The organism is Rhodococcus sp. USK13, from assembly GCF_018343855.1.
Lineage (GTDB): Bacteria > Actinomycetota > Actinomycetes > Mycobacteriales > Mycobacteriaceae > Rhodococcus_F > Rhodococcus_F oxybenzonivorans.
Window position 1 is genome coordinate 1,003,305 of sequence record NZ_CP069242.1, and the last position, 17,766, is coordinate 1,021,070.

The 17,766-nt window shown below is 65.4% G+C and carries 15 protein-coding genes; 10 read left to right on the forward strand and 5 right to left on the reverse strand.

Translation table 11 applies throughout. From position 1 onward, the window contains the following. Positions 1 to 60: 60 nt before the first annotated feature. Entirely contained in the window at positions 61 to 1,416 is a 1,356-nt protein-coding gene (locus tag JQT59_RS07425) for an MCE family protein (RefSeq protein ID WP_213575577.1), read from the reverse strand. Positions 1,417 to 1,707: 291 nt separating this feature from the next. On the opposite strand from JQT59_RS07425, the gene JQT59_RS07430 reads away from it, so the two are divergent. The 4 genes from JQT59_RS07430 to JQT59_RS07445 all read left to right on the forward strand — a co-directional run bounded on the left by JQT59_RS07430 (position 1,708) and on the right by JQT59_RS07445 (position 6,340). Continuing rightward, positions 1,708 to 3,921 (forward strand): serine/threonine-protein kinase, encoded by a 2,214-nt coding sequence (locus JQT59_RS07430; RefSeq protein WP_213575578.1) that lies wholly within the window; start codon positions 1,708 to 1,710, stop codon positions 3,919 to 3,921. A gap of 375 nt (positions 3,922 to 4,296) precedes the next feature. Next, positions 4,297 to 4,908, forward strand: coding sequence for a hypothetical protein (locus tag JQT59_RS07435; RefSeq protein ID WP_213575579.1), 612 nt, complete (start codon positions 4,297 to 4,299; stop codon positions 4,906 to 4,908). Positions 4,909 to 4,917: 9 nt separating this feature from the next. After that, positions 4,918 to 5,511, forward strand: a complete 594-nt coding sequence (locus JQT59_RS07440; RefSeq protein WP_213575580.1) for a DinB family protein — start codon at positions 4,918 to 4,920, stop codon at positions 5,509 to 5,511. Between the two features lie 55 nt (positions 5,512 to 5,566). Beyond that, on the forward strand, positions 5,567 to 6,340 hold the full coding sequence (locus tag JQT59_RS07445) for an MBL fold metallo-hydrolase (protein WP_249354205.1): 774 nt from the start codon (positions 5,567 to 5,569) through the stop codon (positions 6,338 to 6,340). Positions 6,341 to 6,357: 17 nt separating this feature from the next. On the opposite strand, the gene JQT59_RS07450 is transcribed toward JQT59_RS07445, so the two are convergent. Then, positions 6,358 to 7,113: an IclR family transcriptional regulator gene (locus tag JQT59_RS07450; RefSeq protein WP_213575581.1), complete on the reverse strand. Its 756-nt coding sequence runs from the start codon at positions 7,111 to 7,113 to the stop codon at positions 6,358 to 6,360. Continuing rightward, positions 7,110 to 8,567 (reverse strand): APC family permease, encoded by a 1,458-nt coding sequence (locus tag JQT59_RS07455; RefSeq protein ID WP_213575582.1) that lies wholly within the window; start codon positions 8,565 to 8,567, stop codon positions 7,110 to 7,112. Before JQT59_RS07455 ends, JQT59_RS07450 begins: the two co-directional genes overlap by 4 nt. Positions 8,568 to 8,985: 418 nt before the next feature. Here JQT59_RS07455 and JQT59_RS07460 point away from each other — a divergent pair, with 418 nt between their 5' ends. The 4 genes from JQT59_RS07460 to JQT59_RS07475 all read left to right on the forward strand — a co-directional run bounded on the left by JQT59_RS07460 (position 8,986) and on the right by JQT59_RS07475 (position 14,553). Then, the gene (locus tag JQT59_RS07460; protein WP_213577493.1) at positions 8,986 to 10,491 is read left to right on the forward strand and encodes an aldehyde dehydrogenase family protein; all 1,506 of its coding nucleotides are present in this window, start codon (positions 8,986 to 8,988) and stop codon (positions 10,489 to 10,491) included. A 169-nt stretch (positions 10,492 to 10,660) separates the two neighbouring features. Continuing rightward, positions 10,661 to 12,151 carry an APC family permease gene (locus tag JQT59_RS07465; protein WP_213575583.1) on the forward strand — a complete coding sequence of 497 codons (1,491 nt, stop codon included), beginning with the start codon at positions 10,661 to 10,663 and terminating at the stop codon, positions 12,149 to 12,151. Continuing rightward, positions 12,148 to 14,094: a primary-amine oxidase gene (locus JQT59_RS07470; protein ID WP_213575584.1), complete on the forward strand. Its 1,947-nt coding sequence runs from the start codon at positions 12,148 to 12,150 to the stop codon at positions 14,092 to 14,094. The genes JQT59_RS07465 and JQT59_RS07470 overlap by 4 nt, the downstream gene beginning before the upstream one ends. Positions 14,095 to 14,103: 9 nt before the next feature. Then, positions 14,104 to 14,553 carry a hypothetical protein gene (locus JQT59_RS07475; protein ID WP_213575585.1) on the forward strand — a complete coding sequence of 150 codons (450 nt, stop codon included), beginning with the start codon at positions 14,104 to 14,106 and terminating at the stop codon, positions 14,551 to 14,553. Between the two features lie 6 nt (positions 14,554 to 14,559). Here the strand turns inward: JQT59_RS07475 and JQT59_RS07480 are convergent, their stop codons facing one another. After that, positions 14,560 to 15,138 carry a GNAT family N-acetyltransferase gene (locus tag JQT59_RS07480; protein WP_213575586.1) on the reverse strand — a complete coding sequence of 193 codons (579 nt, stop codon included), beginning with the start codon at positions 15,136 to 15,138 and terminating at the stop codon, positions 14,560 to 14,562. A gap of 105 nt (positions 15,139 to 15,243) precedes the next feature. On the opposite strand from JQT59_RS07480, the gene JQT59_RS07485 reads away from it, so the two are divergent. Next, on the forward strand, positions 15,244 to 15,855 hold the full coding sequence (locus JQT59_RS07485) for a type 1 glutamine amidotransferase family protein (protein WP_213575587.1): 612 nt from the start codon (positions 15,244 to 15,246) through the stop codon (positions 15,853 to 15,855). Further along, the gene (locus tag JQT59_RS07490) at positions 15,852 to 16,313 is read left to right on the forward strand and encodes a MarR family winged helix-turn-helix transcriptional regulator (protein WP_213575588.1); all 462 of its coding nucleotides are present in this window, start codon (positions 15,852 to 15,854) and stop codon (positions 16,311 to 16,313) included. Before JQT59_RS07485 ends, JQT59_RS07490 begins: the two co-directional genes overlap by 4 nt. Before the next feature lie 21 nt (positions 16,314 to 16,334). Here JQT59_RS07490 and JQT59_RS07495 read toward each other — a convergent pair whose 3' ends face one another. Further along, positions 16,335 to 17,717: an FAD-binding oxidoreductase gene (locus JQT59_RS07495; RefSeq protein ID WP_502939790.1), complete on the reverse strand. Its 1,383-nt coding sequence runs from the start codon at positions 17,715 to 17,717 to the stop codon at positions 16,335 to 16,337. Positions 17,718 to 17,766 lie beyond the last annotated feature (49 nt).

Genomic DNA, 17,766 nt, shown 5'->3' on the forward strand with positions numbered 1-17,766 from the left:
GGAGACGAGCTGTGAGAATGCTGTATGTGTTTTCGGCCCGCGCAGCGGCCCTGACCGTCGTCATTCGAAGGTCACTTCGGTTCCCCTGATGGTCGGCGCGCCGACGAGCGTCGTCCAGCTCGGCACGTCTTCCGGCGCAATTCCCCCGGCCTCGCCGTAGACGACATCCAACGTGTCCTGTTCCATCTTCGAACCCGCGTAACTGGCGGGCGCGATCTCGGCTCCCCATCCCGGAACCTGATCGGGGACGCCGGCGGGCGCGGGAAAGTACTCGATGCTCGGGGGGCCGGGATTCCGCGTGGGCACCTGGTACGAGCCGTCGTTGAACGATCCGCCCGGGTACTGCGGAAACTTGCCGCCGGGCGCCGTGACGTCGTCGTAGCAGGCGGGTCCGCGGTTGTCGAGCAGGCGCGGCTCGTCCTGGTTGGGCAGGTAGCGGCCCTTCGGGTTGATGAACTGAACAGTCCCTCGACCGCCGGGATTGGGATCGTCCAGCGCGAGTAGCTCACGGGCGATCGGTGCAGCCTCCACGAAATCCGCCAAGGTGCAACCGAAGCTGGGCGAGTAGCGGCCGAGGAGTTGCAGTGCTTCACGGGAATCGGCAGCGATCAGGACGATGTTCTGGGCGTTGGTGTGCAGGAGGTCCGCGGTCGACGAACTCGTTCCGGTGAGCGTCGCGAGAAGCCGTGAGATAACACCTTGTTTTTCGACGACCGTGTTCCCCGTGGTGCGCAGGTTGTCGAGCGCGTTGACCAGGTCCGGTGCCGCCTCCGAATATGTTTGCGAGAAGTCTGCGATACCCCGCAGGTCTTCCTGAATCGCAGGAAGTTCCGTGTTGAGTCCGGCGAAGATCTCCTCGAGCCGGTCGAGCGTCAGACCGAGTTCGGCGCCGCGTCCACTGAGTCCCTGCGACAGTGCGCCGAGCGTGTTCGCCAGGTCCTGCGGCGGGATCGCCTGCAGCAGCGGCAGCAAGCCGTCGAGGACCTCGCCGATCTCGACGGCATTTCCACTCTTGTCTTGCTCGAGAACGTCACCAGCCTGGATCGGCGGAGCCGTGTCCCCCTCCGGCACGATCAGCGACACGTACCGTTCGCCGAACAGGGTTTTGGGTAGCAATCGCGCCGTCGCGTTGGACGGAATGAGCTCGGCCTTGTCCGGCTGAATGGCCAGATCCAAGGTGACCTCACCCTCCTTGGTGGAGGCCGACCGCACCTCTCCGACGATCAGGCCACGCACCTTGACGTCCGCATTGGGCGGGAGCGCATTTCCGACGGTGTCGGTGACAAGCCCAATCTTGACCACCTTCGTGAACGTCTTGTCGAACATGCCGATCGTGACGGCCAGGAACAGAGCCAGGACAAGGAAGAACACCAGCCCCAGTACACGGCGGCCCACGACCGATGTCGTGTTTCTCATTTCGACAACCCTCACGATCGCCGTCGGTGGTCGACGGCGGAGACTGTGTCAGCAGTGCCCATGCCGTGATCTATCGTGCCTCGTCGCGGGCGGGTCTGGTGCCGCATCGGAGCAGTTACCGGAAATACCTGACTGCGGACGATCCTCCCTTTGCGCCCATACGCCCGTATCGGAGCGATACCCTTGACCGGGGAGACTCGGCGGAAGGACACAAAGTGGGGCGACAACGAAACAAGGCCACAGCGCGCGTAGCCGCTGTGTGACGGCCTCGGGCGGCACTCCGAGCTACCGATGTACGAGCCGACCGATCTGGTCGAATCAGCTGAACGAACCCGCACAGCGCTTGCCACCGTGGTGGCACAATTTTCGGAGGCTTGGGGGTCCGGGTCCCCACCTGACCTGTCCGCCTACTTACCCCGCGAACCGGCCGAGCGGCGATCGATACTGATCGAATTGATCAAGATCGACCTCGAATACCGCTGGATTCGGCACGACTTCCCCAAACGACTGACCGACTACCGCGCAGAGTTCGCAGAGCTGCAAGATGGTCCGCTGCCTGCCGAGCTGGTCTACGAGGAGTTCCACGCCCTCCGCCGAAGTTCGCACGGAGTCGACGCGGCCACCATGGCCACCGAAGCCGCCACCATGGCGGGGAACCCGGAGCTCGACGAGTACACGAGTGACTACCGCAGCACGATGATCGCTCGTCCACGGGCACAAGTTGTTCTCGGCAACATCGACGTCGGCGACCGTGTCGACGACTTCGACCTCCTGATGAGGATCGGGGCAGGCGCCTTCGCGCAGGTGTATCTCGCTCGGCAGCAGTCGATGCAGCGACTGGTTGCGGTCAAGATTTCCCACAACCACGGGATCGAGCCGCAGACCCTCGCCCAGTTGGATCACGAATACATCGTTCGAATCTTCGACCAGCGGCTCATTGCGGACGGCGAATTGAAGCTCCTCTACATGCAGTATCTCCCGGGGGGAACGCTGCTCGACGTCGTGCATCTACTACGCGCGACTCCTCCGGAGCACCGTAGTGGTCAACTGCTGCTCGATGCCGTCGACGGGGTCCTTGCCGCCAAGGGCGAGGTTCGGCCCAGCGAATCCGCCGTTCGCGCCAGGGCCGCCTCACTGACGTGGCCGGAAACAGTTGCCTGGTTGGGCCGCCGACTCGCGGACGCGCTTCAGCACGCATCGGAACGAGGGGTGTTGCATCGAGACATCAAACCCGCGAACGTGCTGCTGAGCGCCGAGGGAACTCCGAAGTTGGCCGACTTCAACGTCAGTTCCAGCAAACGCATCAAGGGCACAAGTCCGCTGGCGTACTTCGGCGGGTCATTGGCGTACATGTCGCCCGAACAGCTCGAAGCCTGCCATCCGGGCTCGCCCGCGACCGCCGCGGACCTCGACACACGAAGCGACATCTTCGCGCTCGCCGTGATGTTGTGGGAGCTGCTCACTGGGCGCCGCCCCTTCGCGGACGCGACGTCCGCCGGCGAGTCGGAGACGTCCCTCGCCCGCATGCTGGAACTGCGGCGCAGGCCGATCGAGTCGAAGTTCCTGTCGGAGCTTCCGCCGGACTGCCCCATGGCGCTGCGCAGAGTGCTGCTGAAGTGTCTGTCGCCCGATCGTGAGGACCGCTACCCGTGCGGTTCGGAATTGGCGCAGCAGCTCGACCTGTGCCTCGAGCAGAGGTCCCGCGACCTGGTCTATCCGCCCCCGAACAGTTGGAGGGCACGCCTCTCGCGATCGCCCACTCCCGTCCTGTGGTCGTCTTCGCTGGTCGGGATCGGCCTGGCGACGATCTATCTGGCTGTGCACCTCCAGGAACTGCTCGACGATCGCCTGTCCGATGCCACCTATTCGAAGCTCTACACGAGCACTGTGGTTTTCAACCTCTGTGCCTGGCCGCTGGCCGTCCTCATCTACGCATACATGTCACGCGATTTGCTCGCGGTTCCTCGTGGGTTGCGCAAGGGCAGACGCTACGACGAGGCCGTCCTCGCGCGAGTGCGGTCGCGAACACTGGTCTGGGGGGACCTGTGTGCGCTGAACACGTTCGTGTTCGCCATCTGCGCATCGGTGGCGGGGGTGATGTTTCTTCGCTGGTTCACCGACCTTCCGGCCCGGCTGATGGTTCATGCGGCGACGACTGTTCTGGTGTCGGGCACCATCTCCGTTGCCTACACCTTCTTTCTGTCGACGTTCTACGTCGTCCGCTGTGTTTATCCCATCTATCTGCGCCACGGCGTCACGACCGCCCACGACGCCGTCGTGCTACACGGGCTGCGTCGAAGAACCACTGTCTATCTGGCGGTGACGGCATCGGTGCCACTCGTCGGGGTGCTGGCCGGATTCAGCACCCTCGAACCCGCGGAGCTTCCGCTCGTGCGCGATTCGGTCCTCGGTTTGTGCGCGGCCTCCGGGCTGGCATTCGTCGCGGTGTACTGGTTGTACAGGAAGCTCGATGCCGACGTGCGCGCGCTGGAGCGGGTGGTCTAGCGCATCAGCCGCGGCCGTGGACTATCGGTCCCGCCCGTGCCACGGTGGAAGAACAACGATTTCTCTCAGAAAGCGCAGCGCCATGGAAAATACAGCCGAATCCGGTCCTGCCTCCTCGGAATGCCCCGACTGCCACGCCCTCACCGCAGACCTCGAGGCGCACAAACATTGGCACTCCCGACTCGTCCACGACATCGCCACCGCCGTCGACAAAGACATCGACAGGCGAACACACACTTCGTAATCCGAGGTAACCGTTCTCGGCGAAACCGAACGGATCCCATGAGTGGGATGGTGCATTCCGCCCAATCCGACTCATGACGGGTGCTAACTTAGCCTTGCCTTGTTCCGCTACGGTGCCCTGAGGAGGACCTTATGGAACGGATGCCTCGCACGTTCATGACCCTTGCTGCCGTCGGCGCAGTGACGCTCGCTTCTGCCTGCGGTGACAGCGGCACCGACTCGGCCGATGCGACGGCTGGTCCGAGTGCCTCAGCCGCAGCGGAGGCCGTGCCGGCCGGCGTCGCAGAGCAGTACGAGACCCTCGAGGAAGAGATCGCCGCCGAGGGTGGTGAGACGGAGTCCGGGGCGTGGCGGGTGGCGTACATCGTCGAGCCGGCCGAGCCGTGGTATGAGGCGGACGGGCCCGGTCAGCGCTTCCGTGAGCCGGCGCCCGGAGAAACGCACCACATCGAGATCATCCCGTTCGAGGCAGCAACCGGGCGGATCGTGCCGAATGTGCCGATCACCCTGGAGGTGGTGGCCGCCGACGGTCGAGTGGTGGAGGCGAAGCCGCTGAACTTCTACTACAGCACCTTCTACCACTATGCCAACAACTTCTCGGTGCCGGATCCGGGGCGCTACACCCTGCGCGCCGCGCTCGGTGTGCCGACGTTCTTCCGGCACGCCGAAGCCGGAGAGGCCCCACCGTTGGCGGAGGGTGTGACCGTCGAATTCCCCGATGTTGAACTAGTGCAGGAGAACTGAGCAATTTCAATGCACTCGCTCGACTCGTCGTACGAACTGGGTGATCAGCTGAGCTGGCACTGGCAACAGCAGTTGCGCACCAGGCTGGCGGGACTGAGTGACGACGAGTACTTCTGGGAGCCGGTACCCGACTGCTGGAGTGTGCGCCCGCGCGGCACTTCGCACGCGCCCGTGCAGGCCGGCAGCGGAGCCTTCACGATCGAATTCGCCATTCCTGCACCGGATCCGCCACCGGTCACGACCATCGCGTGGCGTCTCGGGCACATCATCGTCGGCGTCTTCGGGGCCCGTATCAGCAGTCATTTCGGTGGTCGTCCGGTCGACTACCAGAGCTTCGACTACGCCGGTACGGCTGCTGAGGCTCTCGACCAACTCGACGAGATGTATGCCTTGTGGGTGCGAGGAGTCGCGAGCCTGACAGATGATGCCCTTGCCCGTCCCTGCGGTCCCAGTGAGGGGCCGTTCGCGGATCGTTCGATGGCGGCCCTCGTGTTGCACGTGAACCGGGAAGTCATCCATCACGGCGCGGAGATCGCCTTGCTCCGCGATCTGTACCTGCGTAAGTCGGCGCTCACGTCCGACGAGGCGGAAGACAGGCCGTGATGCGGTGTTCGTCAGCTGCTAGCGTGGAAGGCCGCGACGTGCTGAGGGGGATCCTGTGCCGAGTCCTACTGTGGTGGAGGTCGAACAGAATGTGTTCTGTGCGACCGGTACCGACGTCAATTGGGTCCTGTTGCGGGAGGGCACGGACCTGACGCTGATCGACGCGGGTTACCCCGCCGACATTCCTGCCGTGGAAGAATCCATTCGTTCCATCGGTCGCCGGCCGGAGGATGTTCGCGCAATCCTCCTGACACACGCGCACATCGATCACATCGGAGCGATCAACCACTTCCGCGACAAGTACGGAACACCCGTGTACATGTCCGCGGTGGAGACATCACACGCCAAGCGGGAGTACCTCGAACAGGCCGGTGAGATGGACGTCGTCAAGAACATCTGGCGGCCGGGAATGTTGCGGTGGTCCCTGCGCATCGCCCGGGCGGGCGCGACACGTCACGTCACCGTGCCCCACGCCGCCGAGTTCCCCGCCGCGGGTCCTCTCGACCTTCCCGGCACCCCGTTACCGGTGGCAACCACCGGCCACACGTCCGGGCACACGTCGTACTACCTACCGTCCGTCGGCGCGGTGGTGACCGGGGACAGCCTCGTGACGGGGCACCCCACTTCCCGCACAGTGGGTCCGCAGCTGCTGCTCCCGATGTTCCATCACTCCGAGGAGGAGGCCCTGGCGTCCCTCGACGCCCTCGCCACACTCGACGCCGATCTGCTCATTCCGGGTCATGGCCGAACACAGCGCAGCCCGATCCGCGACGCAGTCGCGACGGTTCGCGAGCGAGCCGCCGGCAAGAACGGTTCCGCCCACACCTGAACGAACTTCCATCCGGGTCAGGCGATGAACCGTCCGAGCCGGCCGGCCTGTTCCTGCAACGACGGGATGTGCCTCAACATCAGGTGGTGGTGATCGACGTGCCCGGACAGCGCGATGCTCGCTATGAGGGCGCCCGTGTCGGATCGGATGGGGACGGCGACGCAGGCCGACGCGTCGCGGAGTTCGCCGAGTTGGGTGGCGAAGCCCTGGCTTCGGATCAGGTCCAAATTCGCGAGCAGTTCGCTCCTCGCGACGATCGTGCGGGCCGTCAGCGCCCGTGGTTCCCAGCGGGGAATCACGGATTCGAGTTCCGACTTCTCCGCGAGAAGGAGCTTGCCGACGGCGCACGCGTAAAGGTGCTGGTTGAGGAACGACTCGTCCTCCGGCGGCGGGTATTCGGGGTCGGCGTCGGCGGTGCGGACGGCGACATTGGTGTAGAAGAACAGGTGGACCCCGAAGCGTACCGACAGTCGCAGTTCGGCGAGAATCTCACGCGCCGCCGCACATACGGTGGGCACGACGGCCGCGTCGACGAGGATCCCGACCTTCTGTCCGAGCGCGAACCCGGACAGGTCGGGGAGCCGCACCACATAACCTTCGCCCACGAGGATGTTGAGCAGTCGGTACGTCGTCGCCGACGGCATCGACAGGCGGGCGGCGATGTCCTTCGCTGTGACACCCGAGCCGGCCCGGGCCACCTCCTCGAGCACCCGCAGTGCGCTGGTGACGGCCTTCGGCTGACGCCCCGACAGGGTTCTGTCGTCGGCACTCATCGGCGGACCTCCCACGGTCGGTACCGCCCCAGCAGGTCTTCGGCCACGGCCTCGTCGTACACACCCATCCGTTCTTCGATTCCGGGGGACCGACGCGCGCGGATCGCGAAGACCGCGGCGCCGACAAGCATCAGAAACAGGTAGACGGCGGTCGCCGCGCCCGCGACATATGTCCGCGAGAACGCCGCCCACCCGACCAGTGCGACCATCGCGGTCGCCGTCAGCACGCCGATGATCACCGGAAGTCGAGTCAGTTCGCCGATCCGCCGGAGGAACGCCGGCGTCGCGACACACAGCAGGACGTACGCGAGGACGTAGCCGTGGGCGGACACGGCGAGGAGTCCGATCAGGACGTCGCGGCTCGAACCGCTGATGAACAGGTAGAAGACGGGCACTGCGACGACGACCGGCATCGTGGCCGTCAACGCCACATGCGGAGTATGGAACCGGTGGTGCGTCCGGCCGAACACGTTCGGAACCACCCCTTCGCGGCCCATCGCGAACAGGGTTCGCGACAGCGCCGTCGTCGAACCGAGGACGCACGCGAACCACGAGGCGGTAATACCGAGTTCCACGACGATCGACAGCGTCGACGAACCTGCGCCCGACGTGTCGGGCAACGTGAGGACGATCGGCAGCGAGTCGACTCCCTGCCGCACCGGCTCCGGCAACTGCAGGGCGGCCGCGAACACGTACAAAACACCCAGGGCGATCGGGGTCCACCGGATGGCGCGGGGGACGGCGACGAACGGGTTGCGGGCTTCCCGCGCCACCGTGCCCGCGCTCTCGAATCCGACGAACGACGTGATCGCGAGCAGTAAGGCGAACCCGACCGCGGAACCTGATTTCGCGCCGCCCGCGGACGGGGTCGCGCCCTCGCGGACCGATTGCACGAACGCGACCACCAACGCGGCGGAGGCGGCCACGATCGCGAAGACCTCGATGGCGAGCATGATCCGCGCCGACAATTGCACGCCCCGGACCATGAGGAGAAGGGCGAGCAGTCCGACGATCGCCGCGAGGACCGCGATGAGGGGCGATCCCGCAGGAAGCCCGACTCGGCCGAGTAGCGCGGCGAGGTAACTCGCGGCACCGAGCGTGCTCGCCATGGCCGCGGCCGCGTAACCGACGAGCAGCGACCAGCCTCCGCCGAAACCGGGCACCGCCCCGAGTCCCTTCACGATGTAGCTGTAGAGACCACTGACGGCCACCATCCGGGTGGCGAACTGTCCGATGCAGTAGCCGACCGCCGTCATCAGAATCGCCGCCGCGACGAACACCGCAATGGTCGCCCGGCCCGCGTCGGGTATGACGAGAGCAGGCAGCGTGACCATCACGGCCGACGGTGCGACCGCGGAAACGGACTGCCCGAGCACCTGGACGAAACTCAGACGCGCCCGCTCGAGACCGGCGACCGGTGATCTACTTCTGATTCTCGGTGTACCGGACACCATGCACCTGCTCTCCACACTTTCCGGCCTGCCCCGAGCGAATGATCAACCCGGGGCTGCATGAGTGCACGCTAGCGCAGGAGACGAGCGCGATGCTCCGATCGGAATTAATTTTCGATCACCTCGAATGAGAATGGCCGGAGAATGTGCTCCCGATTCCGGGGGCCGCGTCGGCACATACCGTGGATCAGCTGCACCGACCCGAAAAGCCGGAATGAGAATCGGCGCCGCGGTGGCCGGAAAAGTCGAATGAGAATGCCGCAGTCGCTGATTCCCATCCGGATTTAGTAGTGACTGGCGACACATTCGGGGCTTATCGTGGGTTCAGGCCGCAGCACGACGAAGCGATAACTTCCGCCAAAAGTGTTCTGCAGAAGCCGGATTCATTCACAGATTCATTAACTCCATCGAAGAGGACATGATGACTGCAGTCGTTCACACCCCCGCCGGACTCGACCCCCGAGTCGTCGACTTCGTTTCGTCACCGAAGCGCATGTTCGTCGACGGCCGATGGGTGGACTCGGCGTCGGGCGGGACGTTCGAGACGGTCGATCCCGCCACCGGACAGGTGATCACGACCGTGCCGCACGCCGGAATCGAAGACGTGGACCGGGCGGTAGCGGCGGCCCGGCGGGCCTTCGAGTCCGGGCCGTGGCGCTCGCTCACCCCCGCGGAACGTCAGCGGATCCTCTGGAAGATCGGCGAGGGGATTCTGGCCCGGGCCGATCAGTTCGCGCAGCTCGAGTCGATCGACAACGGCAAGTCCGTGGCGGTGGCGAAGGCCGTCGACGTGACGTGGGCGGCGGAGATCTTCTTCTACTACGCCGGCTGGGCCACCAAGATCGAAGGCCGCACCATCCCGGTGTCGGTGCCGTGGGCGCCCGGAGCCCGATTCCACGCGTTCACCACCCGTGAACCGGTCGGTGTGTGCGCACAGATCATCCCGTGGAACTTCCCGCTGGTGATGGCCGCGTTTAAGGTGGCACCCGCGCTGACCTGCTCGAACACCATGATCCTCAAGCCTGCCGAACAGACACCGCTCACCGCGCTGCTCCTCGCCGAGGTGATCGCCGAGGCCGGCGTCCCCGACGGCGTGTTCAACGTGCTCACCGGTTTCGGCGACATCGGCGCGGCGCTGTCGAGTCACGACGACGTCGACAAGGTCGCGTTCACCGGTTCGACCGAGGTCGGAAAGAAGATCGTCAATGCCGCGTCGGGGAACCTGAAGAAGGTGTCCCTCGAACTCGGTGGCAAGAGCCCGCAGGTGATCTTCTCCGACGCCGACCTCGAGGCTGCGATCCCGGGCGTGGCCAGCGGGTTCCTGTTCAACCACGGCCAGGCCTGCACGGCCGGAACACGTCTGCTCGTCGAAGATCGAATCTTCGACGAATTCACTTCCGGTGTAGCCGATTTCGCGAAGTCCCAGAAGATCGGACCCGGACTCGACCCCACCAACGACATCGGCCCACTGATCTCCGAGGAGCAGTTGGGCAAGGTCACCGGATACATCGACGCCGGACTCGCCGACGGTGCCCGCGCGCTCTCCGGCGGGCAACGGCACGGCGACACCGGCTTCTACGTGGAGCCCACCCTGCTGGTCGACGTGAACCGGAACTTCAGCGTGTACCAGGAGGAAATCTTCGGCCCCGTCGCGGTGGCGGTGCCGTTCAATCGGGAGGAAGGCGTCCGCGCGGCCGCCAACGACACCCCCTACGGCCTTGCCGCCAGCGTATGGACCCGGGACGTGTCCCGCGCCCACGACGTGGCCGCCGAAATCAAGGCGGGCACGGTGTGGGTGAACTGCCACAACGCGTTCGACACGGCGCTTCCGTTCGGCGGCTACAAGCAGTCCGGGTGGGGACGCGAACTCGGTGAAGGCGCCATCGCCGAATACACCCAGAGCAAGTCCGTCAATATCGCACTCTAGATTCCTCCACCCGACCCGAATGAGAATCATCATGCGTGCGTTCTCATTTGCTGTCGACGGACTGTGACGCTTCGGCAACTGCGCCGACAACCCGCAGTCGCATGCTCGTCCCAGAGCTCACCGCGGAGCGTCCACGCAGACCCTCTCCTCGTGAAAGTCGAAGGAATCCATGACAACCAACGCCCCCACGCACTCGAGTGCGGTCAGTGACGGCACCCCTCGCAGACTGGCAGGCACCCTCGGTCCGGGTGCCATCGTGTTCATGGTCGTCGCAGCGGCGGCCCCGTTGACCGTGATCGCCGGAACCGTCCCTCTGGGCATCGCAGCGGGCAACGGCGCCGCCTATCCCGCGTCCTACATCGTCTGCACGGTGGTATTGCTGTTCTTCGCCGTCGGATTCACGGCGATGGCCAAGCACCTCCCCGGCGCCGGCGCGTTCTACACCTACATCACCCACGGCCTGGGCCGGCATGCCGGTCTCGGCTCCGCGTTCCTCGCGCTATTGTCCTACACCGCAGTCCAGGGCGCGGTGTACGGATACATCGGAGCCGCTGTCAACGATTTCGTCACCGCTCACGGCGGCCCCGCGCTTCCGTGGTACGTGTGGGCCCTGGCCGTGACGGCCGTGGTCGCCATCCTCGGATACCGGCACATCGACCTGTCCGGCAAGGTGCTCGGCGTCCTGCTCGTCTGCGAGGTCGGAATCGTCCTCGTCATCGACGCCGCCGTCATCGTCCGGGGCGGCGGTGACGAGGGATTCTCGACGGCGGCGTTCCACCCCGCCGAGTTCTTCTCCGGAGCACCCGGCATCGCACTGATCTTCGCCATCGCCGGGTACATCGGCTTCGAGGCCACCGCCGTCTTCCGGGACGAGGCCCGCGACCCGGGCCGCACCATTCCCCGGGCCACCTACCTGGCGTTGCTGGTGATCGGCGGCTTCTACGCACTGTCGAGTTGGGCGATGGTCAGCGCGTGGGGCGACGAGGGTGCCGTGGCCATCTCGACCGAGAATCCGGAGGGGATGATCACCGAGACCGCCACCCGCTACGTGGGCGCGATCGCCGGCGACCTGGTCCAGATCTTCCTGATCACGAGCCTGTTCGCCGCCCTGCTGTCCTTCCACAACGTGCTCTCCCGGTACATCTTCTCCCTCGGGAACAGTGCGGCCCTGCCGGCGGGATGCGGCCGCTCGCACGTCAAGCACGCGTCGCCGTACATCGCGTCGGTCGTGCAGACCGCGTCCGCTCTCGTCCTGATCGTCGCGTCCGCCGTTGCCGGACTCGACCCGGTGACCGAGGTGTTCGCGTGGTTCGCCGGTGTGTCCTCGGTCGGCATCGTCGCACTGATGACCCTGACCTCCGTGGCCGTCCTCGTCTACTTCGGCCGGACCCGCTTGGACCGGCGGGTGTGGAACACCGTGATCGCACCACTGCTCGGGCTCGTCGGCCTGGCCGGGCTTCTGATCATGACCGTCGCCAACCTTCCCCTTCTCGTCGGCGGGTCGGGCACTCTCGCCGCCGTCATCGGGGTCCTGCTCATAGGAACCTTCGCCGGCGGAGCGGCCGTCGCCGTGTTCCGACCCCACGCCGCACGCCATGACACCGCTCTACCGCAGCACGACACGAACGACACCATCATCGACAAGGAGATCGCACGATGAGTACCGCCACCACCGAGACCCCGGCCACCGTCGGTTCCGCCGCCCCGGACCATCCGCTCACCCCGTTGTCGGCGGACGAGATCCGTTCGGCGAAAGCACTCCTCACCGACGAGGGACTGATCGGCGAGAACGTGCGCTTCGTCTTCGTCGCGCTCGCCGAGCCGCACAAGTCGACGGTCCTCGCATTCACGCCCGGCGACCCGATCGAGCGACGCGCCCGGATCCTGCTGCTCGATCGCTCCACCGGCATCGGCACCGACCTCGTCGTGTCGGTGACGGAGAACCGCGTGATCAGCAGGGCCACCGTCGATTCCGCCACCGACGGCCACGTGCCGATCCTCGACGAGGAGTTCGAGGACATCGAGGCGTTCCTGCTCGGCAGCACCGACTGGCTCGCGGCGATGGCGAAGCGCGGCATCGAACCGTCGAAGGTCCGGGCCGTTCCCTTGTCGGCCGGCGTGTTCGGTCACGAGGACGAGGTCGGGCACCGCATCGTCCGCGTCCTCGCCTTCCACCAGGAGGACAAGGCGGACCTGCCGTGGGCGCACCCCATCGACGGAGTCGTAGCCTACGTCGATCTCACCGAGCACCGTGTCGTCAAGGTGGTCGACGAGATCGAGCTTCCCGTCCCCGCCGAGCGCGGCGAATGGAACGCCGAACCGCACGCCACACCGACCCGCACCGACCTCAAACCCATCGAGATCACTCAGCCCGAAGGAGCCAGCTTCTCCGTCGACGGCAACGAGATCACCTGGGCCGACTGGAAGTTCCGCTTCGGTTTCGACGTGCGCGAAGGTCTGACGCTGCACCAGCTCTCGTTCGACGACGGGGGAGTCGAACGCCCCGTGATCTATCGCGCCTCGATCGCCGAGATGGTGGTTCCCTACGCCGATCCGTCCCCGGTCCGGTACTGGCAGAACTACTTCGACCAGGGCGAGTACCTGTTCGGCCGGTACACCAACTCGCTCGAACTCGGCTGCGACTGCCTCGGCGAGATCCAGTACTTCGACGTCACGATCGCCGACGAGTCCGGTGACCCGCGCGTCATGAAGAACGCGATCTGCCTCCACGAGGAGGATTACGGCGTCCTGTGGAAGCACACGGACATGTTCAACGGCATGACCGAGACCCGCCGCTCGCGCCGCCTCGTCATCTCGTTCTTCCTCACCATCGGCAACTACGACTACGGCTTCTACTGGTACCTCTACCTCGACGGCACGATCGAACTCGAGGCGAAGGCCACCGGAATCGTCTTCACGTCCGCCTACCGCGGCGCCGAGGGATTCTCCACCCAGATGGCACCCGGGCTCGGCGCCCCGTTCCACCAGCACCTCTTCTCCGCGAGGCTCGACATGGCCGTCGACGGCAACGTGAATACCGTCGAGGAAGTGGACGCCGTGCCCGTCCCGATGGGACCGGAGAGCCCGTGGGGCAATGCCTTCCGCTGTCAGAAGACCAAGCTGACCACCGAATCGGAGGGGCAACGCACCGCCGACAACCTCAAGGCCCGGGTCTGGCACATCACCAATCCCACCAAGCAGAACCGGCTGGGACAGGACGTCGGGTACGCGCTGCACCCCGAGGGTCAGCCGGTGCTCCTGGCGGACCCGTCCAGTTCGATCGCCTCCCGCGCCGCGTTCGCGACCAAGCACCTGTGGGTCACGCAATACGACGAGTCCGAGCGCTATCCCGCAGGCGACTTCGTCAACCAGCACCCCGGCCAGGCCGGTCTGCCGACGTTCGTGGCGGGCAACCGGGACATCGAGGGCGAAGACCTGGTGCTGTGGCACACGTTCGGGCTGACGCACTTCCCCCGGCCCGAGGACTGGCCGGTCATGCCGGTCGACTACGCCGGGTTCAAGCTTAAGCCGGTCGGCTTCTTCGACCGCAACCCGGCGCTGAACGTGCCGGCGAGTACGTCGAAGCATTGCTGTGAAGGCTGAGCTGTGATCATGGCTGCCGCGCTGACGACCGCCCGCCCCGCCGATTTCTGGTGGCGGCGGGTGGCCGTGGTGCTTGCACTGTTTTCTTCAGGGCTGCATATCGCTTCACTCGGCGACCATCGGGTGTCACCACTGATGGTGTTGCTTACGGTTGGCATGCTCCTCGGATGCCTCCACTGCGCCCGACACTTGTGGATGAGAGATAACTCCCGCGACTGGGGATGGGTCGCGATCATGAGCGTCGGCATGATCACCCTGCATACAGTGGACTTCGGTCCGTCCGTGAGCGGCCACCACGGCCACACGACCCGTGCCGCGAACCCGACGGCGGTCGGGCATGCACTGTCCCTGTCCATGGCAGCAGCTCTTCTCACCGCAGCACTCGAAGCGGTCATTGCTCTGTCCATGGTCTTCTATCGCACGCGGAACACAGACCCGTTGGCACCGAACTGGGACTGATCTTCCTCAGACCGCCGGGCGGTGCATTCTCCACACCTCGAGTGCGTCGTCGAGCACGACATGGTCGGCGACCCTGAAGTTGTGACGTTCGTACAGTGGCAGGTTCCGGTGTGTCGAGGTATCGAGCCAACATGCCGCGTTGCGTCGGTCGAGTTCGGCCAGTCCGACTGTGAGAAGCTCACTTCCCAGTCCTCGGCCTCGCGCTGCGCGGGAAACTCCGGCGGTCGCCAAGCACCAGGCGTTGTCCGGAACGTCCATCGCTGACAAGCGTTGTTCCGCTTCGGCGGCGTGCTCGAAACGATCCCCGTGGAGTTCGACGATCTTCGCTACAAGCGATTCTTCCGGCTCGGGCAGGTCCGGCGGGATGAACGCTACGACACCGTTGTGCTCTTCGTCGATGTACGCGAGACCGTGTGGCAGCGCCATGTGCCCGAGATACAGCCGTTGAAGCTCGGTCACACGTTGGTGGTGTGAGTCCGCGGCGATGCACCAGTTGGTCCATGGGTAGTCAGCGAAGGCGTCACCGAGGACGGTCGCGGCACGGTCGACGTCCGTCGTCGTCATCCGGCGAATGGAGGTTGGCATGACCGCACTACATCACGTTCGCTGAACCGGAGCCAGTGATTATCGGGCGGTGGAGACGCACGATCGACAATTGACAGGATTCTGTCATCATGACAGCATTCTGTCATGACTGAAACAGTGCACGTCGCCGTATACGACACCTTCGCCGACTGGGAGGTGGGCCACGCGATCGCCCACATCAACAAGCCCGCCTGGCACAAGCAGCCCGGTCGCTACGCCGTCAGTACGGTCGGGTCCACCCTGGATCCGATCACCACGATGGGCGGCATGCGCGTAGTTCCGGACACCACGTTGGACAAGATTCGGCCGCAGGACAGTGCAATTCTGATTCTGGCGGGCAACGACATCTGGCCCACCGAGCAGTTCGCTCCCTTCGCCGAGAAAGCTCGCGAATTCCTCGCCGCCGGGGTTCCGGTGGCGGCGATCTGCGGTGCAACAGGGGGCCTTGCGCTCGCCGGGTTGCTCGACGATCGCGAGCACACCAGCAACGCCGCCGAATTCCTCGAGGGAGTCGGATACGCCGGTGGAAGCCTTTACCGTGATGAGCCGGCCGTCACGGATCGCGATCTCATTACCGCTAGTGCCACTGCGCCGGTAGAGTTCGCGCGCGAAATCCTCGCTCGGCTCGATGTATTCGAGCCCAGCGTTCTCGCGTCCTGGTTCAAGCTCTACGGCCACCGCGATCCGGCCGGATTCTATGAACTCCTGGCCGTATGAGTGAGCGAGCCGAACAGGAACTGCTCAGCGGAGCAGCCCTCACCACGTTCCGGCTCAACGGTCAGTTTCTCGCTGTGGCCGAGGAATTGGCACGCCCGGCGGGGCTCACGGCCGCGTGGTGGCAGGTTCTCGGCGCCGTATTGACCCAGCCGCTGACTGTTGCCGGCGTCGCACGGGAAATGGGCATCACGCGCCAGAGTGTGCAAAGAATCGCCGACCTGCTCGTCGAGCGTGGACTCGCCGAGTATCAGCCGAATCCCGCTCATCGACGAGCCAAGCTCATCACCCCCACGCCGGCGGGGCGTGCAGCGGTGACCGGCATCGACCCCGCGCATGCTGCCTTCGCCGCTCGCCTGGCCGAGGCCATGGGACCCGAAAAGTTACGTGACGCGCTCGCAGCGATGCGCCGGCTTTCGGCCGTCCTCGACGATCTCGCCGACGGCCAGGAAGGTCCGTAATAAAGGTTCGACGTTTCGATCTCACGGCCTGCGTGCGGGAAGGATGTGGGGGTTCAGGATCCCGGCGGGGTCCAGCCCTGCTCGTATCGACCGCATGACGTCGAGGTCGACCGCACTTCGTCCGAGTGTCATCCAGGGGGCCTTGGCCCGCCCGACACCGTGTTCGGCGCTGATGCTTCCGTTGTGGTCGGTGACGAGATGAAAAACGAAGTCGGACAGAGTGTCCCGCTGATCCGGCGCGGCGTCGAGAAGATTGACGTGAATGTTGCCGTCGGCCACGTGCCCGAAACAGATCGCCCGCACTCCGGGGAAGCGTCGATCGAGGCCGGTGGTCAGCTCGTTCAGGAAGGCCTCGATGTCGCGCAGCGGCGTCGAAATGTCCAACTTCACGGGTGGCGTCGACGAAGCGGCGCCCACCGACTCGGTGTGGCTCTCCCTGTATTGCCAGAGCCTGTGTGCCGGTCCTTCCTCCACGACGGCGTCGAGCACGAATTCACGGCTGTCGTCCAGAACCTCGAGGAGCGTGGTCTCGGCGTCCTCGCGACCGGACACCTCCACCAGGACACAGAACGGTGTGTCGGCCGAAAGTGGCCGCCGGAGTCGCTGATGTTGGCAGACGAGGTCGATACCCGACCTCGTCATCAGCTCCGCGGCGTCGAGCGTCAGCCCGGCGCGCTCGAGGCGATCCACCACCATCAGTGCGTCACCCACCGACCCGACTGCGACGAAGGCGACTCGAGTTCCGCTCGGGGGTAGTACGAGTCGCATCAGGACGCGAGTGATGACGGCGAGTGTGCCCTCGGAGCCGGCGAGAAGGCCGGGCAGGCCGTACCCCACGTTGTCTTTCGTCAGCTCTTTCCATCGGGTCAGAACGCGCCCGTCGGACAGCACCGCCTCGATGCCGAGCAACTGAGACCTGGTGTCGCCGTTCTTGATTACCCGGATGCCCCCGGCGTTGGTCGCGAGGATCCCGCCGAGGGTTGCCGATTCGCGGGAGGCAAGGTCCACACCGAGCTCCACTCCGTGTTCGCGGGCCGCGTCGCGGGCGCGGACAATGGTCACACCCGCTCCCGCCGCAATGGTGCGGCCGATCGGGTCGACGTGTTCGATGACGGAAAGCCGGGTAGTGCTGAGCACCACCTCCCCGTCCATCGGGATCGACCCACCGACCAGACCGGTGTTGCCGCCCTGGGGGACCACGGCGACGCCGGCGCGGGAGCAGAGGGCCAGAACCGCCGAAACCTGCCCGGTGTCGGCGGGCCGGACCACGGCGGTGGTGTGCCCCTGCCAGTGCCCGGTCCAGTCGGTGACATATCCGGCAACCACGCCGGGATCGGTGAGCACGTGGGACGCACCGACGATGTCGGCGAGCTCGTCGAGGAACGACTGCATCGAAACGGTCATGATTGCCTCCTCTCGACGAGATGTCGCAGTCCATCATCGGCGATGTGAA